The organism is Salinicola sp. JS01 (genome assembly GCF_030284585.1).
Classification (GTDB): domain Bacteria; phylum Pseudomonadota; class Gammaproteobacteria; order Pseudomonadales; family Halomonadaceae; genus Salinicola.
Map to the genome: position 1 here is coordinate 2,389,486 of NZ_CP127244.1, position 23,851 is coordinate 2,413,336.

Below are 23,851 nucleotides of genomic sequence, written 5' to 3' on the forward strand. Positions count from 1 at the left end.
TGTGATGTTGAAAAGAGATGCGGCCGCACCGGCCAGGGTCAGAGACCGCGGCGCGCGTGCTTGAGCGAGATCTGGTCGTTGAGGGTCCAGAAATCGTAGAGCACGCCGAGCAGGAAGAAGCCCCCGGTCACCAGATAGAGCAGACCGGTGAGCCACTTGCCCATGTACATGCGGTGGATACCGAAGACACCCAGAAAGGTGAGCAGGATCCACGCCAGGGTGTAGCTGATCGGGCCGGCGCGGAAGCGCAGATCCGCCTGCCGATCCATGGCCGGGATCAGGAACAGATCGATCAGCCAGCCGATGCCGAGCAGCCCCAGCGTCAGAAACCATAGGGTACCGGTCACCGGCTTGCCATAATAGAAGCGGTGAGAACCGGTGAAACCGAAGATCCACAGCAGGTAGCCGATGATCTTGCTGTGAGTGTCGTTGAGTGCGACTTCGCCTCGTGCCACGGGAACAACTCCTGAACTGTCCAAACACGTATACCGCGAGCACGGCTCGCGGTGAGCGACAGCTTACCCGAGAGCCCTGCCGTCATGCACCCTGCGCTTGCCTAGCGCGCAGGCAAGGGGGTCGTGGCGGCAGACGTTCGCCAGTCGATTCCGCTAGCCTGCCGCGAGCGGTGCAATCCAATCGTCATATGCATATGGGCAACTTCTTAAAAAGGGTTAATAAAACCATACCCGGTGCCGCGATCGCCCCGGAAAAAAGGCGCGGGAGGGCTGTAGACGTGCACGTTTTTTCCATCTATGGTGCTTTAGCGGGGTATGGAGATCACTCGACCAAAGTCAAGCCGGCAATGCTTGACGGTCAGAATGACCCCCATGCATCATCCGCTGCGTAGGTTTGCAGGTAGAATGTCGTCAGTTGTCAGTCGCTCGTCGAACTCCTCTTGCGCATTCCCCCCTCGTCTTACCACGCATTTCGAGCTTCCCGTGGGGGGTGCTCGGCTTCATTACTAGGCAAGTTAAGGAAATCGACAATGGCAACCGGCACTGTCAAATGGTTCAATGACACCAAAGGCTACGGGTTCATCTCCCCCGATGACGGCGGCGATGACCTGTTCGCACACTTCTCCGAAATTCAGGCAGAAGGCTTCAAGACCCTGCAAGACGGCCAGAAGGTCACCTTCGACGTCACCCAGGGCAAGAAAGGCCTTCAGGCCGCCAACATCAAGGTCAGCGGCTGAGTTAGCCCGCCCTTGAGAAGAAAGCCCACCTTAGCGGTGGGCTTTTTTATGCACGTCATTTGCGTAGACGCCGAGCTCGCCGGCATCGCATTTCTGGACACCCTTTCGTGCCGGTGTCGCCGGGCGCCTCAGCTCTCGCCGATATCCTCGTTCCAGACCTCGGGGTGAGCATCGATGAAGCGCGCCATCAGCTCGCGACAATCGGCGTCGTCGAGCACCTCCACCTCGACGCCGCGCTCGCGCAGCAGCGCCTCCTCGCCGAGGAAGGTGCGGTTCTCCCCCACCACGACCCGCGGGATACCATAGAGCAGGATCGCCCCGCTGCACATCGAACACGGCGACAGCGTGGTGTAGAGCACACTGTTGCGGTAGACGCTGGCGGGCTGCCGCCCGGCGTTCTCCAGCGCGTCCATCTCGCCGTGCAGCACGGCGCTGCCGCGCTGCTGGCGCTGATTGTGGCCGCGTCCGATGATCCGCCCCTCGTGCACCAGCACCGAGCCGATCGGCACGCCGCCCTCTTCCAGACCCAGACGCGCCTGCTCGATAGCCGCCTGCATGAAGTCATCCATATCGTGCTCTCCTGATAGCTGGGGCCAATGATCGCTCAGTCATCTCTTGGAACGCCTTTCACAACCATCAGACGACGTGGGCCTATCCGGTGGCAGGGCGTCGCGAGGGCGCTGTGAACCCCTCCCTGGGCGCTACCTTTGCCATCCCTGGCAAAGGCCCCTCGCTTTGCCCTGCCACCGGCGCCCATCGTCAGATGGGGTTGGAAATGGGCTATTAGGCATCGCTCAGTCATCTCTCAACAACGGGCAGCGTGACGGCACCACCAGCGGCAGCGCCTCACCTTCGAGCGAGGCGCGGAAGCGGCGATAGCGGCGCGGCTCACCGTCGAGGTTGAGCGGGAAGGCACCGTCACTGTCGAACTCCACCCAAGGCACCCGCAGATAGCGGACGAACTCTCCGTCGTTGGGCAGATTCTCCAGCTCGTCGATGATGCGCTTGAGTTCGCCGAGCGAGCTGAAGTGGCGCACGAACAGCAGCTCCAGCAGGCCATCGTCGATCCGGGCCGAAGGCGCCAGCCGCTGGCCGCCGCCGGCCTGGGCACCATTGCCGATCGCCAGCATGAACAGCGGCACCCGCGCCTCACCCTCGGGCCAGCGCAGATGCCCCTCGAACGGCTGGTAGTTCCACGCCTTGAGCATGCCCATCAGCGAGTAGGCACCGCCGCCGAGCAGACGCTTGAGCGCGACCGGTGTGGAGGTGGTGATCTCGGCACCGAAGCCCCCGGAGGCAACGTTGATGAACGCCTCGTCGTCGAGCATGCCGACATCCACGCGTCGGGTATCGCCGGTCAGCGCCAGCTCGAGCGCAGCCGCCGGGGTCATCGGCAGCTCGAGACCATGGGCGAAGTCGTTGGCACTGCCCAGCGGCAGAATACCCAACGCGGGACGCTGCTCGGCCGGATGGCGCATCAGCCCGGCGACGGTCTCGTTGATCGAGCCATCGCCGCCGCCGGCGACCACCCGGGAGGCGCCCGCCGCCACCGCTTCGTCGACCAGCCGGGTACCGTCACCCCCTCCCAGGTGACGCGCACCGAAAGCTCGTGCCCCCGCTCACGCAGCGACGTCACCGCGCTGCGGATCTCTGGCTGCTGCGCGGACTTGCCGTTGAGTATCAACCACGTAGTGCCCTCGCCATGACTGGCCATACCGATCGAATCCTTTCCTTGGGGCGACGCTCGCGCCGCGCCTTGATCTTTCGCTGTCACCGCAATGCAGTCTAGGCTTTGTACGCAAAACTGCCTGCGCTCGGCAATACAGCGTTAAAAATCAGCTGGAGCGCCAGCCCGCTATGGGCTGCCTCGTAGCTCTCAGCCCCAACGCCGCGCCAGGCACCACAGCAGCAGCCCGCCGCCGGTGCACAGCGCGGTGAGCGTGAATTGAGGCGCCAGCGGCGTCATCAGCGCCAGGGTGGCGACGATCGCCCCGCCGCCGAGCTGAATCGCCCCGAGCAACGCCGCGGCGGTGCCGGCGCGCTCCGGAAACGGCTCCAGCGCCAGGCTGGCCGCGGAGCCCAATATCATCGAGAAGCCCACCGACAGCAGTGCCACTGGCGCCATGAAAGTGGCCACCGAGAGCGCCACGCCCAGATAGAGCGCGGTGATCAAAAGCCCCCCACCCATCACCACCAGCAGCCCCCGCTGCACCGTGGCTTGGCGCCCCCAGCGATGCATCAGGCGTGGCACGAAGAAGAACGCCAAGGTGCTCACCAGCGCGTTGGCGCCGAACCACAGGCTGAATACCCACTCGGGCTGGCCCAGCCGCCCCATCACGATCACCGGCGCAGCCGAAACGTAGACCAGAATCGCCGCCATCATCGTGCTCACCAACAGCGCATAATAGAGGAAGCGCGGGTGGGCGAGCACCGGACGATAGCGTGACCAGCGGTAGAGCCTGCGCTCGATCGGGGTATCGGCAGGCCGCGTCTCGCCGAAGCGCCACCAGGCACCGAGGCAGAGCAGCGCGGCGAACCCCATCATGAAAGCGAAGTTACTGCGCCAGCCGAAGGCTACGGTGAGCGCGCCACCGATCACCGGGGCGAGCGAGGGCACCAGCGTCAGCGAGCCGTTCAAATAGCTATAGAGCTTGGCCCCGGTCTCCGGCGGGTAGCTGTCACGTACCGACGCGAAAGCCACTGTGACCGTAGCGCAGGCGCCCAGCCCCTGCAGCACGCGGGCGGCGTAGAGCCACTCCAGGGTCGCCGCGCCGAGCCCCATCAGGGCGCCGGCGAAATAGGTCAGGGCGCCGCCGAGCAGCACCGGTCGGCGGCCGAAACGGTCGGCCAGCGGCCCCACCAGAACCTGTCCGACGCCCACGCTGAGCAAAAACAGCGTGATGGTCACCTGGAGCGCAGCAAACGGACGCTCGAACTCGCGCGCCATCGCAGTCAAGGCAGGCAGGTAGATATCGATGGCCAAGGGCGACAGCATGACTGCGCCCATCAGCACCCAAAACGGCGGACGTCCTCTGCCCTGCATCGCAACCTCGTCATCCCGGCAAGAGCGCCCACTCTAGCGGCTAGCACGAGGATGACAAGCATTCTCGTCGCCGCCCGACGGCGAGCGCGGGGTGGGCCGGAGATGACACTCAGCTGTCGCCGGCGGATGCCGGCTGAAACTCGCACAGCGTCGACAGACCGCGCAGATGCACCCTCAGCCGCCCCAGGCGGTCACCGGCGCGGGTGCGAAGCCCCGCCGGTCGGCCATGGAAGGTGCGCTCCAGGCCAATCAGGCTGCCTACCAGCCAGGCCATGCCCGGGTAGGTCAGAATGGTCGCGCTGACTGCCGACATTCGTGGCTATCTCCCTGTCTCATTTACCGCTATCGTTTCAACATCAGACACGTTCCAGCATGACCGCCGTCGTAGCCACGACTAGTTCGCGCGCGGCGGTCATGCCGTGCGTCCCGTCCATCGCTCGGAAGGATCCGACCTTGAACAAGCCCAACGACCTGACCCCGCCCAGCCGCGTCCGCGATGAACAGGAGGAGCACGACCTGCAGCTCGATGGCGACAATCTTCCCTCCCGCGCCGCCGCGGTCCACGAGAAGATCCGCGAAGAGGGCGAGAAGGAGCTCAACCGCACCGTCTCCGCGCTGGCGTGGTCAGCGGTGGCCGCCGGCCTGTCGATGAGCTTCTCGATGCTCGCCAAGGGGCTGCTGCGGGCCCATCTGCCGGATACCGACGTCGGCTTCCTGGTCGAGTCGTTCGGCTACACCATCGGCTTTCTGGTGGTGATCATGGCGCGCCAGCAGCTGTTCACCGAGAATACCGTCACCGCGGTACTGCCCGCGATGAGCCAGCCGCGCCTAAGCAAGTTTTTGTGTCTGCTGCGGCTATGGGGCGTGGTGCTGCTCGGCAACCTGGTCGGGGTGGCGATCTCGGCCTGGGCGATCCTCGCCCTGCCGATCTTCTCCGCCGAGACCCATCAGGCGTTTCTCACCCTGGGCGAGCATATCCTGGAGAACACGCCGATGCAGATGTTCGCCAAGGGCATCGTCGCCGGGTGGATGATCGCCACCATGGTGTGGCTGCTGCCCAGCGCCGGCAGCGCCAAGATCTGGGTGATCCTGATCGTCACCTATCTGGTGGCGATCGGCGAGTTCACCCATATCATCGTCGGCTCCACCGAGGTGATGTATCTGGTCTTCTCCGGCCACGCCGGCTGGTCCGAGTACCTCTTCCACTTCGGCCTGCCGACGCTGCTAGGCAACGTCTTCGGCGGCACCTTCATCTTCGCGCTGATCAGTCATGCTCAGATCCGCAGCGACGGCGAACGCTAGGCTTGGTACGAAAACTGCCTGCGCTCGACAATACTGTGTTAAAAATCGGCTCAAAATGCTCATTTACACCGCGTAAACTCCGCTTTATCGCCGATTTTTGCCTTGTCTTGCCAGCGCTCGCCGACTTTTCGCAAGAGCCCTAGACACGACTTCACACGGCCGCGCTCAAGCCGAGCGCGCGCCCGCCGATACTCTCCGAGAGCCATATTCATACAGACGCCACGGCGATCGGACAGGAACTCTCTACACATGTCATTGAAACCTTGGGTGCTGCTCTGCGGCCTGCCGCTACTGAGCGGCTGCTTCGGCGTCAACACCTCCCAGGCCCCGCTGGCCACCACCTACCCGGCGACCACCCAGCAGCGCATGCAGGCCGCCTATCACTGGGAGGTGCTGGCGCGCCACGAGGCCAAGGCCATCATGGCCGACCGCCGGCTCGACCGGCGCGCGCTCTATCTCAAGCCCCCGGAGACCGAAACCGCTTTCAGCCGCGGCTTTCGCTCGCTGCTGACCAGCGAGCTGGTGAAACAGGGTGCTACGGTCAGGACCAGCGATCTCGGCGCGGCCACCGTCACCTTCGACGTGCAGGTCGTGACGCACCGGGATCGCCAGCCGATTCGTCCGCCCCAGGGCGCGCTGACCGCGCTGGCGGCGGGCATCGCGGTGGCGACGATTCCGTTCAACCAGTGGTACGAACCCTCGCTGGCGCTGATTCCCGCCGCCGGGCTGGTCGACCTGTTCAGCGGCAGCTGGACCTCGGAGAGCGACGAAGAGGTGATCATCACCGTGCAGGCCGACGAGTATCAGACCCTGCTCTACTCCTCCTCCAATCTCTACTACATCAACCCCGGCGATAGCGGCCAGTATGGCCGTGCGCCGGCCGCCACCGCCGAGCGGGGCCAGCTCAAGGTATCGTCACAATGGTGAGGCGCAGCACAGGGAGTTCCGCAATGTCCGTATCCGGCTGCGCTCGGCTTTGGTTGCTGGTGCTGCTACTGGCGGCACTGACAGGCTGCTCGATGCTCGACCCCAACGGCCGCCCGCACCAGCCGACCACGCTGGAGCGGGTCGACGCGGCGGCCAAGGCACTGGTCGAGAACAGCCGGGGGCGGCTCGATGACGGCGCACCGCTGGTCGCCACCACCTTCGTCGACGTCGACCACCTGGGGCAATCCTCGACCCTGGGCCGCACCCTGAGCGAGATGTTCGTCTCGCGGCTGGTCGAATCGGGTATGCAGGTGATCGAGGTCAAGCTGCGCAACAGCCTCTACATCGAAGAGAACACCGGCGAACTGATCCTGTCGCGCAACGTGCAGCGGCTGAGTCAGGACTACGATGCCAGCGCGGTGCTGGTGGGCACCTACGCCCAGGCCCAGGACCGGCTGTTCGTCAATGCCCGGGTGGTACGTATCGCCGATCGCGCCATTCTCGGCGCGACCAGCTTCGAGCTGCCGCTCAACAACGACCTGCGCACGCTGCTGCCGCCCAACTACCCCTGAACCGAGCTCACCGCGAGACGACCTCGACAACGCAGAAGGGCGCCCAGTGGGCGCCCTTCTCGTCTTGCGTCGTGGATGTCGGTGACGTTCAGTCGACGGTGGTCGCGCGGGCCTCGGTGCTCTGCGGCGCGCCCTGGGCTTCGGCCAGGTTGATCCCGGAGAGAATCGCCTTGAGCGAGGCACTGACGGTATCGCTGTCCTCGGCCACCGCGCAGATACGCTGACCGCCGACATTGAGCTGGACGAAGGCGATGGCATTGGCGTCGCTGTCGCCGCCCAGCGAGTGCTCGCTGTAGTCGATGATCCCCACGCTGGTACCGGTATGACGCTGCCAGGCATCGGTGAAGGAGGACATCGCGCCGTTGCCCTTGCCCGACAGGCGCAGGGTCTCGGCACCCTGCCACAGGGTCACCTCGATGCCCTCTTCCTGCCCCTTGGAGAGACGGTAGTCGGCCAGCGACAGCGGCGCTTCGCGCTGGAAGTTGTCGAACATCACCTGGCGAATGATCTCGCTGGAGAGCTCGCTGGCGCGCACTTCGCTCTCCTTCTGCACGTGCGGCGCCAGCGCCAGCATCATCCAGCGCGGCAGGCTGATGCCATAGTCGCGCTCGAGCAGGAACGCCATCCCACCCTTGCCGGACTGACTGTTGACGCGGATCACCGCCTGGTAGTCGCGGCCGATGTCGCGCGGGTCGATGGGCAGATAGGCCACCTGCCACGGCTCATCGGGGCGCTGCTTCTTGAGCGACTTGCGGATGGCATCCTGGTGGCTGCCGGAGAAGGCGGTGTAGACCATCTCGCCGACCCAGGGGTGGCGCGGATGCATCGCGATACCGGTGCACTCCTGCACCACCTGGATGATCTCGTCCGGGTTGGAGAGATCGAGCTCGGGGTCGATCCCCTGGCTGTAGAGGTTCATCGCCAGGGTGACGATATCCATGTTGCCGGTGCGCTCGCCGTTGCCCAGCAGGGTCCCCTCGACGCGTTCGGCACCCGCCAGCAGCGCGAGCTCGGCGGAGGCCGCGGCACCACCACGGTCATTATGAGTGTGCACCGAGATGATCACGCTGTCGCGATTCTTGATGTGCTGGCAGAAGTACTCGATCTGATCGGCGTGGTGGTGCGGTCCGGCGACTTCGACCGTGGTCGGCAGGTTGAGGATGCACTTGTTGTCCGGGGTCGGCTGCCAGACATCCATCACCGCCTCGCAGATCTCCAGCGAGAAGTCGATCTCGGTGCTGGAGAAGCTCTCCGGCGTGTACTCGAAGCACCACTCGATCTGCGGATAGCGCGCAGCGTAGGTCTTGACCCAGGTCGCCCCCTGCACGGCGATATCGACGATCCCTGCGCGGTCCATCTCGAACACCCGCTCGCGCTGGGTGGTGGAGGTGGAGTTGTAGAGGTGGACGATCGCCCGTTTGGCGCCGACCAGCGACTCGAAGGTCTTCTCGATCAGGTGTTCGCGGCACTGCACCAGCACGGCGATGGTGACGTCCTCGGGGATCTGATCCTCTTCGATCAGCCAGCGCACGAAGTCGTAGTCAGGCTGGCTCGCCGAGGGGAAGCCGACCATCACCTCCTTGATCCCGACCTTGACGATCTGGTGCCAGAAACGCTGCTTCTGGGCCACGCTCATCGGCTCGAGCAGGGCCTGGTTGCCATCGCGTAGGTCTTCGCTGACCCAGATCGGGGCGTGATCGAGATCACGATCCGGCCACTGGCGGTCGAAGGCGGGTACCCGGGGAGCCGGGCGGTATTTTCTGTGATCGAAGGCGCGATGATCGAAGGCAGACATGGCAACCATCCTGACGAGGTAAATAGAGCCGACGGATTGTGGGGCGCGCCGTGGGCGCGAGCCCCGCTGTTGAGCCGCCGCGGATGGCGGCGGAAAGGGGGCCGGACCCCGGATGCGGGAGCCGGCCCTAAGCTGCTTGTGGCAGCAGAGACAGTGTACGGCTTTTATGCCGACAGGACATTGCGAAGATCGATCTTTCTCAACGCCAGATGGCATAATCTGCCAACGGGAAAGAAAAACCAGACGGATAATGCCAATGAATACGCCACAGACTCTCGCACTCGATCGCTACGACCGGCGCATTCTCGAACTGATCCAGCAGGAGGGGCGGATCAGCAACCAGGAACTGGCCGAACGCATCGGGCTGTCGCCCTCACCCTGTCTGCGCCGCCTGCGCGCGCTGGAGGAGAGCGGCCTGATCCTCGGCTACCGCGCTCTGGTCGATGCGCGCCAGCTCGGCTATCGGCTAATGGCACTGGTGCACATCTCCATGGATCGCCACACCCCGGAGCGCTTCGCCAACTTCGAGCGTCAGGTGGCCGCCCTGCCCCAGGTCCAGGAGTGCCTGATGATCACCGGCCAGGAGGTCGACTATCAGCTCAAGATCCGGGTCGAGGACATGGACGACTATCAGCAGCTTCTGCTGCAGCACATCACGCCGATCGAGGGCGTCTCCGGCGTTCACTCCAACTTCGTGCTGCGACCGGTGTTCGAAAATCGCGGCGTGCCGGTGGCGCCCTGAGGGCGTAACCGACACCGACCGGCGTCGCCCAGGCCGCGACTGGCCACTCCGACATCGGGCGTGCTGGAATGAAGTGAACGCCGTCTCACGCCTCGCGTGAATTCGACCATACTCATGCATGACACCGCGTGACCGATCACAACACAGGAAAATGCCATGTCTTTGCGCCGTACCCTGCTCGCCTCGCTGCTGCCGCTGGCCGCCGCCATCATGACGCCGGCTCAAGCTCAGCAGCCGAGCGCACCGCAGGTCGATACCCAGCAGTTCCAGTCCTGGGAAGTGCGCTGCCCCAAGGGCGGTGAGCGCCAGAGCTGCGTGATGAGTCAGATAGTCAACAACCCCGACAGCAACGATCCGCTGATGCGCGCCATGGTCGGCCACCCGGCCCAGGCCGATGGCCCGGTCATGGTCTTCCTGCTGCCACTGGGCGTGCGCCTGGCACCGGGTATCCAGCTGCAGGTGGATGACAACGAGCCGGTGGGCATGCCCTATCAGGTCTGCCTGCAGCAGGGCTGCCGCGCCAATCTGGCGCTGTCGCCGCAGCTGCTCGCCCAGCTGCGTGGCGGCAACAAGGCCACCGTCAGCGCCATCGCCCCGGACGGCAAGCGCCTCGACATGGATCTTTCGCTGATGGGCTTCACCAGCGCCAGCCAGCGCATCGACTCGCAGTAACGCTTTTTCCCCTCGAGATATTCGGTCCGGCGCCCTGCGCCGGGCCGATCTCGGCAGCGCCCCTGGCCGGCGCTGTGACCCCCTCCCTGGGCGCTACCTTTGCCATCCCTGGCCAAGGACACTCGCTTTGCCCTGCCCCCGGCACCCATAGTCAGCGGTGTTGTAAACACCCTCTTAGACGTTGGCGCAATTGTGCCCGCCCTGCCGGCTTGATATGACTTTGTGTGCAAAAGTCATCTCATCCCATTCCGCGCCGGCACGCCGCCCGCGCCCAAAATATCCCCCGAGAGGTTCCATGAACGTCAAGCGCACCTTGAAGCTCCTGCTCGCCGCCGCCGTGGTGGCCTCCCCGGCGGCCTGGGCGGAGTATCCCGACAAGCCCATCACCCTGATCGTGCCCTGGGCCGCCGGCGGCGGCACCGATGCCACCGCGCGGATCATCGCCAGCGCGCTGGAGCAGGAACTGGGCCAGACGATCAACGTGGTCAACCGCACCGGGGGCAGCGGTGTCGTCGGTCACACCGCCATCGCCAACGCCCGCCCGGATGGCTACACCCTGGGCCTGGCCACGGTGGAGCTGGACATGATGCATTGGCAGGGGCTCACCAGCCTGACCTACCAGGACTTTACCCCGATCGGCCAGATCAACTTCGACTCGGCCAGCCTCTCGGTGGGCAAGGAATCCCCCTTCAAGGACCTCGAGGATTTCGTGACGCAGGTCAAATCCCACCCGGCGGGCACCTATACCGCCTCTGGCACTGGTCTCGGCGGCATCTGGCACGTGGCCCTGAACGGTTTCCTGATGGATCAGGGCATCGCCGCCGGCAAGCTGACCTGGATTCCCAGCCAGGGGTCGGCACCGGCGATGACCGAGCTCGCCTCCGGCAGCATCGACGTGGTCGCCTCCTCGCTGCCGGAAGCGCGCGCCATGATCGAGGCCGGCGAGATTCGTAGCCTCGGCGTGATGACCCCGGAGCGCCTGAGCGGCTTTCCCGACATCCCCACCTTCCACGAGCAGCTCGGCAGCGACTTCAGCCTCGGCGCCTGGCGCGGTGTGGTCGGCCCCAAGGGGCTCGACGAGGCGGTGGTGAAGCGGCTCGAGACGGCGCTGAAGACGGCCTACGACAGCGATGCCTATCAGAACTTCATGGCCAAGCAGGGCTATGGCGTGGTGTGGCGTGATGCCGACGACTTCGAGACCCTGATGGCCGAGGACGATGCCAAGTTCGGCGAGATCATGAAACAGATGGGGCTGGCCCACTGAGGCCACCATCCTGACACCGGCGTCGCCGGACGCCGGACCACCAAGGACCGATACGCATGCAGCTCCCGCACAATCCGTTTTACGCCGCGCTGGATGGGCAGACCCGCTACGGCTGCTGGGCCGGCTTCGGCACCGGCTATGCCACCGAGATACTCGCCACCACCGGCTTCGACTGGCTGCTGATCGATGGTGAGCACGCACCCAATACGGTGCCCAGCATCCTGGCGCAGCTGCAGGCGGTGGCGCCCTACCCCTGCGCGCCGGTGGTGCGCTGCGTCAATCACGACCCGGCGCTGCTCAAGCAGTTGCTCGATATCGGCGCCCAGACGCTGATGGTACCGATGGTCGATAACGCCGAGCAGGCCGCGCAGTTGGTCGCGGCGACCCGCTACCCGCCCCGCGGCTTCCGCGGCGTGGGCGGCGGCCTCACCCGCGCCACGCGCTGGGACGCGATCCCCGACTATCTCGCCCGCGCCCACGAGACGCTGTGCCTGATCGTCCAGGTCGAATCCCGTGCCGGGGTCGACAACGCCGCCGCGATCGCCGCCACCGAAGGCGTGGATGCGATCTTCGTCGGGCCGATCGATCTCTCCACCGGCGTCGGCCATGTCGGCAACCCCAATCATCCCGACGTCCAGGCGATGATCCGCCATACCCTGGAGGTCACCAAGGCCGCAGGCAAGGCAGCCGGCATCCTGGCGCCGGCCGAAGCGGACGCCAAGCGCTACGCCGAATGGGGCTTCGACTTCATCGCCGTGGGTATCGATATCAGCCTGCTGCGTCGGGCCGCGATCGAGACGGTGTCGCGGTATAAAAAGGACATCTCACCGGCGTCCTCGAGTGTGGGCTATTGATGCCACACAAGCACCAATAGCGCGGGCAATTCCTGCCCACGCCAGGTCGATGAACCCACGTTTCAGGGTGATGAAAAGCCCCGGCCACACAGCGTGACCGGGGCTTCGCTAAGCGAGCGTTTCTCCACAATATCGACACACTCTTACTACTTTTTGCGGCGCCTCGGCAGCCGCTGCCTTCTGGCTATCGGCGGCGGTCGGTGCCGGCACCGCAGTCTGCGTCAGGTCCGTGGCGATCGGCACGATCGTGCCCTGCTCTGCGCGCAGACCGAGATCGCGCAGCATGTGGGCATCGAGATGGGAGAGCGCGCGCCAGTCGTTCCGGCGGCGACGAGCCAGGGCCAGACGGGCCTTGAGGGCATCGATGAGAGTCTTGAGCGTCATACTTGTCCACTCCTTCAGGCGGAGGCCGGACAAGTATCGCGATCATGGCGGGTTGGATCTTCCACTCTCTATCGGCCGCGATACTCGTCGCGGCCGATAACGATCTGCTATCCCAGGCGCGCGACGCAACGACGAACTCGACGATTATGCTGGCGCACATTGATCGAGAACATCGAAAAAGTCGGGCGATGGAATAGGGTCATGATCGCGTCCAGGGAAAATGCCGAAAATCGGCAGAAATGCCGGCGTGTCTGAATGACATTCGCGGCCCTTTCGATTAAAAGCGAGAGCCGTTATACGCGTCAATATGCTTATCGAAAAAAGTGCTCGATATCCGTCGAGCGTGCGATAGAAAAAAACCGCAACCCCAGGTCATATATCGCCAGAGTCACGGTTCGGTAGTGCTGCAGGACAAGACGACATAGATTCATCGTCGCAGCGCGTCGATCATTGGCAGCATCTTGGCGTTGTCACACGATCAGGGATCGACGCCCGGCTCGGCCGAGTGACGACCCCCACCATTGCTCAGGCGTAGGTGTTGATCTGGGTGCCAACGGTACCAGTGGCGGCCAGCTTGGGCTCCGGCGCCATCGAGTCCATCAGCTGCGCGACCTGCGCGGACTGATTGTCGAGCGAGCGCTTGAGCAGCGACGCCTGCATGTCCTGATCCTGATTGAACTGCTGCAGCGCGACTCCGGCACCGACGACAGCATTGACTGCACTATCCATAGGAGACTCCCTATTTCCTGTTCTCGGTTGAGAGGGATTACCCTCAGATCTTGTATCGGCGGCTGTCGCCTCAGGCTTTAGCTTATAGACTGCCGGTTTCGACACTCGGCACGCCAGTGCCCATGCGGAGGTGATGCTTCGATGATTCAGCTTTCACGATCGCTGCGCAAGCGCGTCGCCGCGATATTGGCCGCAACAGGCGTCGCGGCGGCGCTGCTGGCCGGCTGTCAGCCCCAAACACAGAGCGCCGCCGCCGGCAGCGGTGAGGCGCAGCGCACCTTCCATGACGCCGAGGCCGGCGTGACCCTCGCCTACCCGGCGACGCTCGAGCGCGTCGACGGCAATGCCGACACACCGGCGGTCAGAGGCTACTTCGACAACGGCAGCTGGCAGCTCTACGCCTCGGCCCCCGGCAAGACCTTGATCACGCTCGCCCTGCCCGGCTCGAACGCCATCACCACCGGGCTCTGGCGCCTGGGTATCAGCCGCGACCCGGCGGCGGTGCGCCATTGCCAGCGCCTGCCTGCCAATGCCCAGCGCCAGCCGGGCCCGAGCACCCTCGGCGGGCATGATGCCACCCTATTCACACAGAGCGACGCCGGCATGAACCACTTCCGCGAGGTCGAGAGCTATCGCAGCGTGATCGCGGCGACCTGCTACGCCGTCGATCTGATCGTCGAGGGCAGCAACGGTGAGGTCTACGATCCGCCGCGTCAGGCGCCCTTCTCCCGCGATGCGGCATGGCAAGCTCTGCGCGAGATCAATACCGGCCTGCACCTGGACGGATGAGCGGCCGCGCGCAGCCGCCAGGGCTGGCGGCTGGTAAACTCGAAGCCCAGCGACCCACGACGAGTGACGAGTGACGAGTGACGAGTGACGAGTGACGAGTGACGAGTAGAGAAGCCATGAAGACCATCGGAGCGCACGTCAGTGCCGCAGGCGGTGTCGACCAGGCGGTGATCCGCGCCACCGAGATCGGCGCCAACGCCTTTGCCCTGTTCACCAAGAACCAGCGTCAGTGGCAAGCCAAGCCGCTGGAGGCGAAGACCATCGAGGCGTTCAAGCGCGCCTGTGACACCCACGGCTTCGGCCCCGGCCAGATCCTGCCCCACGACAGCTACCTGATCAATCTGGGCCACCCCGAGCCGGAGGGCCTGGCCAAGTCCCGCGCGGCCTTTCTCGACGAGTGTCAGCGCTGCGAGCAACTGGGGCTCGAGCTTCTGAACTTTCACCCCGGCAGCCATCTCAACAAGATCAGCGAGAGCGACTGCCTGGCGCGGATCGCCGAGTCGATCAACCAGACCCACGCAGCGACCGAGTTCGTCGTCGCGGTGATCGAGAACACCGCCGGCCAGGGCACCAACCTGGGCTTTCGCTTCGAGCATCTGGCCGAGATCATCGACCAGGTCGAGGACAAGTCGCGGGTCGGCGCCTGCATCGATACCTGCCACGCCTTCGCCGCCGGCTACGAGCTACGCAGCGCCGCAGACGCTACCGCCATGCTCGATACCTTCGAGCGCGTGGTGGGGCTGCGCTATCTGCGCGGCATGCATCTCAACGACGCCAAGAGCGCCTTCAATAGCCGCGTCGACCGCCACCACAGCCTGGGCCAGGGCAATATCGGCAGCGAGGGCTTCGCCGCGCTGATGCGCGACCCACGCACCGACGATATCCCGCTGATCCTGGAGACCATCGAGCCGACGATTTGGCCCCAGGAGATCCAGTGGCTGCGCGACCAGCAGCTCGGCACCTGACACCTGACGTCTACAGCGAACGCCCACCTCTGATATTCATAGCTTGCGCGGCGACTCGCACGCCGCGCCTCGGAACAGGACAATACCCCCATGGACGGATTCTTTAACTGGCTCGGCGATGCCATCGGTCGCGTCATTCGCACCGTCGTCGGCCTGCTCGACAGTGTGTTCGGCGGCCTGTGGCGCGCGATGGACGGCTTCGTCGACGGCCTCACCCAGGCGCTGGGCATCAGCGACTCGCTGTTCAGCCTCGGCGTGCTGGTGATCGGCGTGCTGCTGCTGATCAGCGGCGTGCGCGCCCTGCTGCGCGGCGGCGTGGTCGGCGGTGTGATCGGCCTGCTGCTGGGGCTGCTGGTGCTGGGCTGGCTGATCCAGTAGGACAGGCGTCGGCATCATCCTGCTGCCGACGTGCCCGATCCTGTGACGCTTTGGGGTGCGGCTTGTCAGTCCGCCCTTCCTCTACCACCTTGAGAGTCCGGATACACGAGGCGGCGCCCGCGGGCGCCGCAGGACCGACAAGGAGGCGTCGAGCATGACCCAGTCAATGAAGTCATCCCACGAAGGTGTCGATCTCTACAACCAGTTCATCGACGGCGAATGGACCACCGGCGGCGGCGAGCGCCTGGACGTGCTCAACCCGGCCACCGGCGAGATCATCGCGCGTGTCTCCCTGGCCGACGAGGCCCTGGCCAACCGTGCCCTGGAGGCCGCTCAGCGCGCCTTCCCCGCATGGTCGCGCAAGACCGCGGTGGAGCGCGCCGATCACCTCTACCGGCTGGTCGAGCTGATTCTCGAACAGCGCCAGCGCCTGGCGCGGCTGATCACCACCGAGCAGGGCAAGCCGCTGGACGAAGCCGATGCCGATGTCGGCATGTGCGCCAATCTGATCCGCTTCGCCGCCGAGAACACCCGCCGACTGGAGGGCGACATCATCCCGGCGGACGACCCCGACGAGCAGATCTGGATTCAGAAGGTGCCCCACGGCGTGGTGGTCGGCATCACCGCCTGGAACTTCCCCGCCGCGCTGATCGGCCGCAAGCTCGGCCCGGCGCTGGCCGCGGGCAACACCATCGTGCTCAAGCCCTCGGAAGAGACCCCGCTGACTGCGCTGGAGATCGTCGAGCTGGCACGCCAGGCGGGCATTCCCTCAGGAGTGGTCAATCTGGTCAATGGCCGCGGGCGCGATATCGGCAATCAGCTGATCGCCAGCCCGATTACCCAGCTGGTGAGCATGACCGGCAGCGTGCGCGGGGGCCGCGAGATCAACAAGGCTGCCGCCGAGCATCTCAAGATCGTGCGCCTGGAACTGGGCGGCAAGGCGCCGTTCATCGTGCTCGACGACGCCGATCTCGACCCGGCGGTGGATGCCGCCATCGCCTCGCGCTTCGACAACTGCGGCCAGGTGTGTACCTGCAACGAGCGCATGTACGTCCAGTCCGGCATCTACGACCGCTTCCTCGAACGCTTCAAGCAGCGCGTCGAGGCGCTCAAGGTAGGCAACCCGTTGACCGACGAAGACGTCGACATGGGGCCCAAGATCAACGCCGCCGAACTCGACAAGATTCACGCCATGGTCGAACAGGCCCAGCGTGACGGTGCACAGCTGCTCACCGGCGGCAAGCGCCTGAGCGGTGGCGACTACGACAAGGGCAACTACTACGCCCCGACCATTCTCACCGGCGTCGACAACGACATGCAGATCATGAAGGAGGAGATCTTCGGGCCCGTGGTGCCGATCATGAAGATCGATGACTTCGAACAGGCGATGGCCTACGCCAACGCCTCCGAGTACGGCCTCTCGGCCTATGTGTTCACCCAGAACGTGCGCCATCTGATGGCGCTGACCCGGGAGCTCGACTTCGGCGAGATCTACGTCAACCGCGGGGCCGGCGAATCCGTCCAGGGCTTCCACAAGGGCTACCGCAACAGCGGGCTCGGTGGCGAGGACGGCAAGTACGGGCTGGAGGCCTACGTCAAGAGCAAGACGATGTACGTGCACTATTCCTGAGCCGCGGCCCCCGCCCCACGACGCCTGACCTACATTGCCTGAACCGCATCGCCTGACAGCCACCGGCACGACCTCAGGGTCGTGCCATGTTGGCAGCACAGAAAAACGGCCGCTCGATGAGCGGCCGTTTTGTGTTGCAGCGGCGCCGGATCAGGCGTCGGCCAGCGCGCGCTCGACCATCTCGTAGACATTGGGCGAGAGCTTCTCGCCGCGGATGCGTTCGAGCTCGGCCTTCATCAGCGCCTGGCGCGCCTCGTCGAAACGCTGCCAGCGGGTCAGCGGGGTGATGATGCGCGCCGCGATCTCCGGATTGAGACGATTGAGCTCGATCACCACGTCCGCCAGCAGCCGATAGCCCTGACCGTCAAGACGGTGGAAGTTGACCCGGTTCTGGGCGAAAGCGCCGATCAGGGCGCGCACCTTGTTGGGGTTCTTGAGCGAGAACGCCGGATGCTCCATCAAAAAGCGCACGCGCTCGATCACGTCCGGCTGGGGGCGGGTGACCTGGATGGTGAACCACTGGTCCATCACCAGCGGGTCGTGGGCCCACTGCTCGCCGAACGCCTTGAGCGCCGGCTCGGCCAGGTCACTGCGATCACTGTGGGCGAGCAGCGTCAGCGCGGCGCGCACGTCGGTCATGTTGCCGCCCTCTGCGAACTGCGCCTGGGTCAGGGCGATCGCCTCGTCGTCGGCGATGCTCATCAGATAGGCCAGCGCGACGTTCTTGAGCTTGCGCCGACCGATCTGTTCGGGCGTCGGCGCATAGGGCTCGTCGGTCTGGTTGTCGCGATAGACCGCGAGGAAGGCATCGCGCAGCGCCCAGGCCAGCGACTGACGCACGAACTCGCGCGCGGCGTGGATGGCGTCGACATCGACCACCGGCTGCTGCTCGGCGATATAGGCCTCCGAGGGCAGCGTCAGCATCTCTGCCAGCACCGCCTGGTCGTCACCGGGTTCGTCAAGCAGGCTGCGATAGGCCTCGACCAGGCGCACGTCCATGACCTTCTCGACCCCGTTGCGGTGCGCGGCAATGAGATCGTCCAGCGCCAGCATGGTCAGGCGCTGACCGGCATCCCAGCGGTTGAAGCCATCGCTGTCGTGGGTCAGCAGGAAGGCCAGCTCCTCGCGCGAGTAGGGGTAGCGCAGCTTCACCGGCGCCGAGAAACCGCGCAGCAGTGACGGCACCGGCGCCTCCTCGACATCCTGGAAGACGAAGGTCTGCTCCGCCTCGCGCAGATGGATCACCGCATCCTTGCCCAGGGTCTCGCTGCCGCCCTGTCCATCGGCGAGCTTGAGGGTCAGGTCGTGGCCCGACTTGGTTCCCACCAGGCCCAGCCGGATCGGCACGTGGAGCGGCAGCTTCTCGCTCTGCCCCGGGGTTGCCGGGGTGCGCTGGGAGAGGCGCAGATGGTACTCGCCGGTGGCGTAGTCGTACTCGCCGTGGGCGTCGATCTCCGGGGTGCCGGCCTGGGCGTACCAGCGCATGAACTGATCGAGGTCGAGCCCCGAGACCTCCGCCATGCAGGCGACGAAATCCTCGATGCGCACCGCCTGGCCATCGAAGCGCGCGAAGTAGAGATCGCTGCCGCGGCGGAAATCCTCCCAGCCGAGCAGATGGCGCAGCATGCGCACCACTTCGGCACCCTTTTCGTAGATGGTCAGGGTGTAGAAGTTGGAGATCTCGATGTAGTGGTCCGGGCGCACCGGGTGGGCGGTGGGGCCGGCATCCTCGGCGAACTGGGCGGTGCGGAAGAAGGAGACGTCTTCGATCCGCTTGACCGGGGCCGAGTTGACGTCGGCGGAGAAGGTCTGATCGCGGAAGACGGTGAAGCCCTCCTTGAGCGAGAGCTGGAACCAGTCGCGGCAGGTCACCCGGTTGCCCGACCAGTTATGGAAATACTCGTGGGCGACGATCCCCTCGACCCGCTGGAAGGCAGCATCGGTGGCGGTCTGCGGATGGGTCAGCACCGCCGCCGAGTTGAAGATGTTGAGCCCCTTGTTCTCCATCGCGCCCATGTTGAAGTCATTGACGGCGACGATCATGAAGCGGTCGAGATCGTACTCGCGGCCGTAGGTCTCCTCGTCCCAGCGCATCGAGCGCTTGAGCGACGCCATGGCATGGTCGGTCTTGTCGAGATTCTCCGGCTCGACCCAGATCTGCAACAGCACCTCGCGGCCGCTCTGGGTGGTGAAGTGATCCTCGACCTTCTCCAGGCTGCCGGCGACCAGCGCGAACAGATAGCTCGGTTTGGGGTGCGGGTCCTCCCAGGTGACGAAGTGGCGGCCATTGGGCAGCTCGCCCTGCTCCACCGGATTGCCGTTGGAGAGCAGCACCGGCAGCAATTCGCGGTCACCGATCAGCGTGGTCGAGAAGGTCGCCATCACGTCGGGGCGGTCGGGGTAGAAGGTGATACGGCGAAAGCCTTCCGGCTCGCACTGGGTGCAGTACATGCCGTTGGAGCGGTAGAGCCCCTCCAGCGCGGTATTGGCATCCGGCGATACCTCCACCTCGGTATCCAGGCGGAAGCGCTCGGGCACCCGGGCGATGGTGAGGCTGTGAGCGTCGGCCTCGAACTCATCGGCCTCAAGGGGCTGGCCGTCGATGGCGACCTGCTTCAGCGTCAGGCCCTCGCCGTCGAGCACCAGCGGCAGCCCCGCCTCGCGCTCAGGGTGACGCTCCAGATGCAAACGCGCCTTCACTCGCGTCGCCGTCGGGTCGAGATCGAAGCTGAGCTCGGTGTGGGTCACGCGATACGCCGGCGGCAGATAATCCTTGAGATAGGTCGCTTGCATCTCAGACATGGCAACGCTCCTGGTCGAAAAAGGCAATCCGGGAACCGATGTCGCAAACCACATCGGCCGGGATGACACGAGACGAAAAAATGAACAGGCCCGGTACGGAAAGTCGACGGTGCAGCCGCTTCCGTGCAAGGCCGCGGGCGCGCGACCCAGCATCAAACCCGGGTCGCGCCCCGGACTGGCCCCATTCTAACCAGTTGGATGCAGCGATATCGAATCAGTGCCGCCGTCAGCGGCTAGGGGTTTGTAAGAAAAGTCAGCGAGCGAAGGCAAGACAAGGCAAAAATCGGCGAAAACGCGGAGTTTACGGGGTGTAAATGAGTATTTGAGCCGATTTTTAACGCCGTATTGCCGAGCGCAGATAGTTTTCTTACAAAGCCTACCTCAACGGCGCTCGGAGACCGACTTATCCTCCCATAACTCGCGCACCGGGCACTGCAGGCTCGGCAGCGGGCGCGTGACGATCCACGCCGCCAGCGCCGCCAGGCCCAGGATCAGCCCGATCTTCAGCGCCAGCAGGGAGACCGTGAAGGCGATGATCACACAGGAGGCCGCCAACATGATCACGGCCATGATCTTGGCGTGCTTGGGGATGGCGCGCTCACGCTCCCACGAGAGGATCGGCGGGCCGAAGCGCGGGTGGTGACGAATCCAGTCGGCGAACCGCGGCGAGCCCTTGGAGGCGAGCCAGACCGCGGCCAGCATGAAGCAGGTGGTGGGCATGACCGGCAAGAACAGCCCGATGACGCCGAGCGCAAAGCTGATGGCGGCAAGAGTGACGAAAATGGCGTTGCGCATGCCGGACATCCCCAGGGTCGGCGAACTCGGGGCCTCGGGATCAGACGGGAGTCGTCGCCTAGCGAAGGCAGTGCACGCCCGCAGACCGAGGCCAATCGATACCTAGTGTAAACCAGGCCGCCCGACTCGCTCCAATCCACCCCCATGGAAAACGCCAATGCGGCTGATAGCGCCGAGCGAGAAGCGGGCCCTCTATGTCCGACGTGTTCAGTCGCGAAAGTTGTTGTACTGCAGCGCCAGGTCCGGGCCGCTCTCGCCCTTGAGCAGGGCGATGGCCTGCTGCAGGTCGTCGCGCTTCTTGCCGCTGACGCGCACCTTGTCGCCCTGAATCGCCGCCTGCACCTTGAGCTTGGCATCCTTGAGCTGCTTGACGATCGCCTTGGCGTCGGCCTGCTCCAGCCCCTGCTTGAGCTTGATCTGCTGGCGCGCCTTGACCCCCGAGGTCTGGGCCTCTTCGACCTCCATGCAGCGCGGATCGATGCCGCGGGCGATCAGCTTCGCGCGCAGCACGTCGATCATCTGCTGCAGCTGGAACTCGGCGTCCGCTTCCAGCGCGACGGTCTCCCCTTCAAGGGTGAAACTGGCATCGACGCCGCGGAAGTCGAAGCGAGTCTGGATTTCACGGTTGGCCTGATCGACCGCGTTGGTCGCTTCGTGACGGTCGAACTCGGAAACGATATCGAAAGACGGCATAGCTACTCCTCACCAAAAAAGACGGCGTGCGGTGACACACCGGTGGTCATCAGGTCTGCGACTCGGCGGCGCTGGCCGGCGCCGCGAGCTCCTTGTCCATGCGCCAGGCGGCACAGCCGTCGGCGTAGTAGTCGTCGATCCAGCGATGGGCCATGAACCCCATGCGCCGGTAGAGCCCCATGGCGACCCGGTTGTCCGCGCGCACCTCCAGCACCAGGCGCGTGCATTCGCGCTCGCGGGCGGCGGCCTCGAGTGCCGTGAGCAGCTCGCGGCCGAGACCGCTGCCGCGCGCCTCGGGATCGACACAGAAAGAGTAGAGTCGCGCCATGCGGCTGTTGCGACGGAACAGCAATGTGCCGTAGCCGATCACCTGCCCGGAGTCGCTCACCGCGAGCAACGACAGGGCATTGGCCCGGGTCAGCAGATGGGCGAGCTGGCGGCGACTGAAACGGTCGCCCTCGAAGCAGCGCTCTTCCAGTTGGAACAGCGCATCGCGATCGGCGGCACGCCCGGGGCGGAGGGTGCGAAGCATGATGACACTCGAGTCTAAGAGGCTAGGCGAACCTGGCGGAACGCGTTGGCGCTCACGCAACGGGCGACCCCGAAGCGCGGCGACGCTATGATGAAATTATTTCACGCCGGCAACGACTTGTCGCCGTTACTCGCGCATCGCATGCTGAGCGCCCACCCGCGGCTCCGACGCCGCCGGCCAGTGTCGCCCGGCCTCACCCTGCCCTCCAGTCACCGAGGAGTTTCCGATTCATGTCACGCCTGCGCATCGTCGTCGACCGGCTGGCCGACTGGCAGCCCTACTACCCTTCCGAGGATCTGATCAGCGCCGAGGACTTCCTCGCCCTGGATGCGGCCGCCAGCGCGGACGACGCCACGCACGTGATCAACCTGTGCGCCAATCTCGACTATCTCGAGACCGGCTACTACGTCTCGCTGCTGGCCCAGGCCCGGGCCCAACGGGTGCTGCCCAGCGTCGAGACGCTCAACCAGCTCTCGCGCAAGGCGCTGATCGACATGCAGCTGGCCGCTCTCGACCCGCTGCTGGCGGAGCTCGACAAGCGCGGCGCCCTGGCCGGCGACAGCCTGACCCTGCGTGTATTCTTCGGCGAGTGTCAGACGCCGGAGCTGGCGCGTCTGGCGCGGCGGCTGTTCGAACGCCTGCCCCACCCGCTGCTGGAGGCGCGCTTCGACAAGCGCCACGGCAGCTGGCGCCTGGCGCGGCTCAAGCCGCTGGCGCTGACCGCGCTCAAGAGCGGCGAAGAGGATGCCTTCGCCAGCGCCCTCAACCGCCACTCGACCAAGGTGTGGCGCACGCCGCGGGCACGCCGTCGCTACCGCTTCGATCTGGCCATCCTGGTCGACCCGCAGGAGCAGCTACCGCCGAGCAACCGCGGCGCGATCAAGCGTTTCATCCGCGCCGGCCGCCGCCTGGGCATCGATGTCAGCCTGATCACCCATCGCGACGCCGGGCGCCTGGCGGAGTTCGACGCCCTGTTCATCCGCGAGACCACGCGGCTCGACCACCACACCTACCGCATGGCCAAGAAGGCCGAGCACGAGGGCCTGGTGGTGATCGACGACCCGCAGTCGATCCTGCGCTGCACCAACAAGATCTACCTGCACGCCCTGCTCGGCACCCACAAGATCCCGGCGCCACGGGGGCAGCTGCTGCACCGCAGCGATCTGGAACGCCTCGACGACAAGCTCGCCAACCTGAGCTATCCGCTGGTGCTCAAGGTGCCGGACGGCGCCTTCTCCAAGGGTGTAGTCAAGATTCGCTCACGCGAGGAGCTGGCCGCGGAAGCCCCGCGCCTGTTCGCCTCCTCGGCGCTGCTGCTGCTGCAGGAGTGGCTGCCGACGGAGTTCGACTGGCGCATCGGCGTGCTCGACGGCCAGGTGCTGTTCGCCAGCCGCTACTACATGGCGCGCGGCCACTGGCAGATCTATGACCACTCCAGCGGCAAGACCCGCAGCGGCGGCTTCACCACCCACGACCCGTCGGAGGTACCCGCCGCCGTGGTCAAGGCGGCGCTACGCGCCACCAAGCTGATCGGCGACGGCCTCTACGGTGTCGATCTCAAGCAGATCGGCGATCGGGTGGTGGTGATCGAGGTCAACGACAACCCCAACCTGGATGTCGGGGTCGAGGACGTGGTGCTCAAGGATGCGCTCTACGAGCGGGTGATGGCGGTCTTTCTGAAGCGCATGGAGCAGCAGCTGGAGCAGCGGCCGCGGCGCTGAGCGCCGCGGGCTCGCTTTTTCAAAAGGCGTTTACGGATTCGACGACCGCTGTCGTCTCTGTAAGCGCCCG

General features: G+C 65.2%; 25 protein-coding genes. 13 read left to right on the plus strand and 12 right to left on the minus strand.

Annotated features, from left to right (window positions below):
* Positions 1-38: 38 nt before the first annotated feature.
* A complete protein-coding gene (locus QO259_RS10970; protein ID WP_035471070.1) occupies positions 39-455 on the minus strand; it encodes an NINE protein in 417 nt (138 codons plus the stop codon).
* A gap of 530 nt (positions 456-985) precedes the next feature.
* Between QO259_RS10970 and QO259_RS10975 the strand changes: the two genes are divergently transcribed.
* On the plus strand, positions 986-1,192 hold the full coding sequence (locus QO259_RS10975; RefSeq protein ID WP_035471072.1) for a cold-shock protein: 207 nt from the start codon (positions 986-988) through the stop codon (positions 1,190-1,192).
* Positions 1,193-1,320: 128 nt separating this feature from the next.
* Here the strand turns inward: QO259_RS10975 and QO259_RS10980 are convergent, their stop codons facing one another.
* The 4 genes from QO259_RS10980 to QO259_RS10995 form a co-directional block, all read right to left on the minus strand.
* On the minus strand, positions 1,321-1,761 hold the full coding sequence (locus tag QO259_RS10980) for a nucleoside deaminase (protein ID WP_285950018.1): 441 nt from the start codon (positions 1,759-1,761) through the stop codon (positions 1,321-1,323).
* 225 nt (positions 1,762-1,986) lie between these two features.
* Positions 1,987-2,742, minus strand: coding sequence for a YegS/Rv2252/BmrU family lipid kinase (locus QO259_RS10985; RefSeq protein WP_353057280.1), 756 nt, complete (start codon positions 2,740-2,742; stop codon positions 1,987-1,989).
* A 326-nt stretch (positions 2,743-3,068) separates the two neighbouring features.
* A complete protein-coding gene (locus QO259_RS10990) occupies positions 3,069-4,235 on the minus strand; it encodes a multidrug effflux MFS transporter (RefSeq protein WP_207037011.1) in 1,167 nt (388 codons plus the stop codon).
* A 109-nt stretch (positions 4,236-4,344) separates the two neighbouring features.
* Positions 4,345-4,548 (minus strand): MgtC/SapB family protein, encoded by a 204-nt coding sequence (locus tag QO259_RS10995; RefSeq protein WP_285950019.1) that lies wholly within the window; start codon positions 4,546-4,548, stop codon positions 4,345-4,347.
* Positions 4,549-4,688: 140 nt separating this feature from the next.
* Here QO259_RS10995 and QO259_RS11000 point away from each other — a divergent pair, with 140 nt between their 5' ends.
* From QO259_RS11000 to QO259_RS11010, 3 genes are all read left to right on the plus strand, one after another.
* On the plus strand, positions 4,689-5,537 hold the full coding sequence (locus QO259_RS11000) for a formate/nitrite transporter family protein (protein WP_233076477.1): 849 nt from the start codon (positions 4,689-4,691) through the stop codon (positions 5,535-5,537).
* A gap of 249 nt (positions 5,538-5,786) precedes the next feature.
* Positions 5,787-6,464, plus strand: a complete 678-nt coding sequence (locus tag QO259_RS11005) for a hypothetical protein (RefSeq protein WP_207037009.1) — start codon at positions 5,787-5,789, stop codon at positions 6,462-6,464.
* Positions 6,465-6,487: 23 nt separating this feature from the next.
* On the plus strand, positions 6,488-7,036 hold the full coding sequence (locus QO259_RS11010) for a FlgO family outer membrane protein (RefSeq protein WP_285950020.1): 549 nt from the start codon (positions 6,488-6,490) through the stop codon (positions 7,034-7,036).
* Between the two features lie 88 nt (positions 7,037-7,124).
* Here the strand turns inward: QO259_RS11010 and QO259_RS11015 are convergent, their stop codons facing one another.
* Entirely contained in the window at positions 7,125-8,831 is a 1,707-nt protein-coding gene (locus tag QO259_RS11015; RefSeq protein WP_285950021.1) for a 2-isopropylmalate synthase, read from the minus strand.
* A 256-nt stretch (positions 8,832-9,087) separates the two neighbouring features.
* On the opposite strand from QO259_RS11015, the gene QO259_RS11020 reads away from it, so the two are divergent.
* The 4 genes from QO259_RS11020 (at position 9,088) to QO259_RS11035 (ending at position 12,363) form a co-directional block, all read left to right on the plus strand.
* Positions 9,088-9,573 carry an Lrp/AsnC family transcriptional regulator gene (locus tag QO259_RS11020; protein WP_207037003.1) on the plus strand — a complete coding sequence of 162 codons (486 nt, stop codon included), beginning with the start codon at positions 9,088-9,090 and terminating at the stop codon, positions 9,571-9,573.
* Between the two features lie 156 nt (positions 9,574-9,729).
* Positions 9,730-10,245 carry an invasion associated locus B family protein gene (locus tag QO259_RS11025; RefSeq protein WP_207037001.1) on the plus strand — a complete coding sequence of 172 codons (516 nt, stop codon included), beginning with the start codon at positions 9,730-9,732 and terminating at the stop codon, positions 10,243-10,245.
* Positions 10,246-10,540: 295 nt separating this feature from the next.
* Entirely contained in the window at positions 10,541-11,509 is a 969-nt protein-coding gene (locus tag QO259_RS11030; protein WP_207036999.1) for a tripartite tricarboxylate transporter substrate binding protein, read from the plus strand.
* 56 nt (positions 11,510-11,565) lie between these two features.
* Positions 11,566-12,363 (plus strand): HpcH/HpaI aldolase family protein, encoded by a 798-nt coding sequence (locus QO259_RS11035; RefSeq protein WP_285950022.1) that lies wholly within the window; start codon positions 11,566-11,568, stop codon positions 12,361-12,363.
* Between the two features lie 108 nt (positions 12,364-12,471).
* Here the strand turns inward: QO259_RS11035 and QO259_RS11040 are convergent, their stop codons facing one another.
* Together QO259_RS11040 and QO259_RS11045 are read right to left on the minus strand one after the other, a co-directional pair.
* Positions 12,472-12,747 (minus strand): YjiS-like domain-containing protein, encoded by a 276-nt coding sequence (locus QO259_RS11040; protein ID WP_285950023.1) that lies wholly within the window; start codon positions 12,745-12,747, stop codon positions 12,472-12,474.
* Between the two features lie 525 nt (positions 12,748-13,272).
* On the minus strand, positions 13,273-13,476 hold the full coding sequence (locus tag QO259_RS11045) for a putative motility protein (RefSeq protein WP_035471105.1): 204 nt from the start codon (positions 13,474-13,476) through the stop codon (positions 13,273-13,275).
* A gap of 141 nt (positions 13,477-13,617) precedes the next feature.
* Between QO259_RS11045 and QO259_RS11050 the strand changes: the two genes are divergently transcribed.
* The 4 genes from QO259_RS11050 to aldA all read left to right on the plus strand — a co-directional run bounded on the left by QO259_RS11050 (position 13,618) and on the right by aldA (position 17,238).
* Positions 13,618-14,265: a hypothetical protein gene (locus QO259_RS11050; RefSeq protein WP_285950024.1), complete on the plus strand. Its 648-nt coding sequence runs from the start codon at positions 13,618-13,620 to the stop codon at positions 14,263-14,265.
* 116 nt (positions 14,266-14,381) lie between these two features.
* Positions 14,382-15,230 carry a deoxyribonuclease IV gene (gene nfo, locus QO259_RS11055; protein WP_285950025.1) on the plus strand — a complete coding sequence of 283 codons (849 nt, stop codon included), beginning with the start codon at positions 14,382-14,384 and terminating at the stop codon, positions 15,228-15,230.
* A gap of 90 nt (positions 15,231-15,320) precedes the next feature.
* Positions 15,321-15,608, plus strand: a complete 288-nt coding sequence (locus QO259_RS11060; protein ID WP_285950026.1) for a hypothetical protein — start codon at positions 15,321-15,323, stop codon at positions 15,606-15,608.
* Positions 15,609-15,762: 154 nt separating this feature from the next.
* A complete protein-coding gene (gene aldA / locus QO259_RS11065) occupies positions 15,763-17,238 on the plus strand; it encodes an aldehyde dehydrogenase (protein WP_285950027.1) in 1,476 nt (491 codons plus the stop codon).
* A 150-nt stretch (positions 17,239-17,388) separates the two neighbouring features.
* Here the strand turns inward: aldA and pepN are convergent, their stop codons facing one another.
* The 4 genes from pepN to QO259_RS11085 form a co-directional block, all read right to left on the minus strand.
* Positions 17,389-20,040, minus strand: coding sequence for an aminopeptidase N (gene pepN, locus QO259_RS11070; protein ID WP_285950028.1), 2,652 nt, complete (start codon positions 20,038-20,040; stop codon positions 17,389-17,391).
* Positions 20,041-20,421: 381 nt separating this feature from the next.
* Complete coding sequence (locus QO259_RS11075) at positions 20,422-20,835, minus strand: YbaN family protein (protein ID WP_353057281.1); 414 nt, start codon at positions 20,833-20,835, stop codon at positions 20,422-20,424.
* 207 nt (positions 20,836-21,042) lie between these two features.
* The gene (locus QO259_RS11080; protein WP_207036986.1) at positions 21,043-21,528 is read right to left on the minus strand and encodes a YajQ family cyclic di-GMP-binding protein; all 486 of its coding nucleotides are present in this window, start codon (positions 21,526-21,528) and stop codon (positions 21,043-21,045) included.
* Between the two features lie 49 nt (positions 21,529-21,577).
* Positions 21,578-22,060, minus strand: a complete 483-nt coding sequence (locus QO259_RS11085; RefSeq protein ID WP_285950030.1) for a GNAT family N-acetyltransferase — start codon at positions 22,058-22,060, stop codon at positions 21,578-21,580.
* Positions 22,061-22,290: 230 nt separating this feature from the next.
* Between QO259_RS11085 and QO259_RS11090 the strand changes: the two genes are divergently transcribed.
* Positions 22,291-23,781, plus strand: coding sequence for a RimK family ATP-grasp domain-containing protein (locus QO259_RS11090; protein WP_207036984.1), 1,491 nt, complete (start codon positions 22,291-22,293; stop codon positions 23,779-23,781).
* Positions 23,782-23,851: the final 70 nt, after the last annotated feature.

Coding starts and splice junctions, on each gene's coding strand:
- QO259_RS11080 (WP_207036986.1), bottom strand. CDS start 21,528: ATGCCGTCTTTCGATATCGTTTCCGAGTTCGACCGTCACGAAGCGACC.
- QO259_RS10990 (WP_207037011.1), bottom strand. CDS start 4,235: ATGCAGGGCAGAGGACGTCCGCCGTTTTGGGTGCTGATGGGCGCAGTC.
- QO259_RS11090 (WP_207036984.1), top strand. CDS start 22,291: ATGTCACGCCTGCGCATCGTCGTCGACCGGCTGGCCGACTGGCAGCCC.
- aldA (WP_285950027.1), top strand. CDS start 15,763: ATGACCCAGTCAATGAAGTCATCCCACGAAGGTGTCGATCTCTACAAC.
- QO259_RS11020 (WP_207037003.1), top strand. CDS start 9,088: ATGAATACGCCACAGACTCTCGCACTCGATCGCTACGACCGGCGCATT.
- QO259_RS11025 (WP_207037001.1), top strand. CDS start 9,730: ATGTCTTTGCGCCGTACCCTGCTCGCCTCGCTGCTGCCGCTGGCCGCC.
- nfo (WP_285950025.1), top strand. CDS start 14,382: ATGAAGACCATCGGAGCGCACGTCAGTGCCGCAGGCGGTGTCGACCAG.
- QO259_RS11040 (WP_285950023.1), bottom strand. CDS start 12,747: ATGACGCTCAAGACTCTCATCGATGCCCTCAAGGCCCGTCTGGCCCTG.
- QO259_RS10975 (WP_035471072.1), top strand. CDS start 986: ATGGCAACCGGCACTGTCAAATGGTTCAATGACACCAAAGGCTACGGG.
- QO259_RS11045 (WP_035471105.1), bottom strand. CDS start 13,476: ATGGATAGTGCAGTCAATGCTGTCGTCGGTGCCGGAGTCGCGCTGCAG.
- QO259_RS11005 (WP_207037009.1), top strand. CDS start 5,787: ATGTCATTGAAACCTTGGGTGCTGCTCTGCGGCCTGCCGCTACTGAGC.
- QO259_RS10980 (WP_285950018.1), bottom strand. CDS start 1,761: ATGGATGACTTCATGCAGGCGGCTATCGAGCAGGCGCGTCTGGGTCTG.
- QO259_RS11050 (WP_285950024.1), top strand. CDS start 13,618: ATGATTCAGCTTTCACGATCGCTGCGCAAGCGCGTCGCCGCGATATTG.
- QO259_RS11035 (WP_285950022.1), top strand. CDS start 11,566: ATGCAGCTCCCGCACAATCCGTTTTACGCCGCGCTGGATGGGCAGACC.
- pepN (WP_285950028.1), bottom strand. CDS start 20,040: ATGTCTGAGATGCAAGCGACCTATCTCAAGGATTATCTGCCGCCGGCG.
- QO259_RS10995 (WP_285950019.1), bottom strand. CDS start 4,548: ATGTCGGCAGTCAGCGCGACCATTCTGACCTACCCGGGCATGGCCTGG.
- QO259_RS11075 (WP_353057281.1), bottom strand. CDS start 20,835: ATGCGCAACGCCATTTTCGTCACTCTTGCCGCCATCAGCTTTGCGCTC.
- QO259_RS11030 (WP_207036999.1), top strand. CDS start 10,541: ATGAACGTCAAGCGCACCTTGAAGCTCCTGCTCGCCGCCGCCGTGGTG.
- QO259_RS11010 (WP_285950020.1), top strand. CDS start 6,488: ATGTCCGTATCCGGCTGCGCTCGGCTTTGGTTGCTGGTGCTGCTACTG.
- QO259_RS11085 (WP_285950030.1), bottom strand. CDS start 22,060: ATGCTTCGCACCCTCCGCCCCGGGCGTGCCGCCGATCGCGATGCGCTG.
- QO259_RS11015 (WP_285950021.1), bottom strand. CDS start 8,831: ATGTCTGCCTTCGATCATCGCGCCTTCGATCACAGAAAATACCGCCCG.
- QO259_RS11060 (WP_285950026.1), top strand. CDS start 15,321: ATGGACGGATTCTTTAACTGGCTCGGCGATGCCATCGGTCGCGTCATT.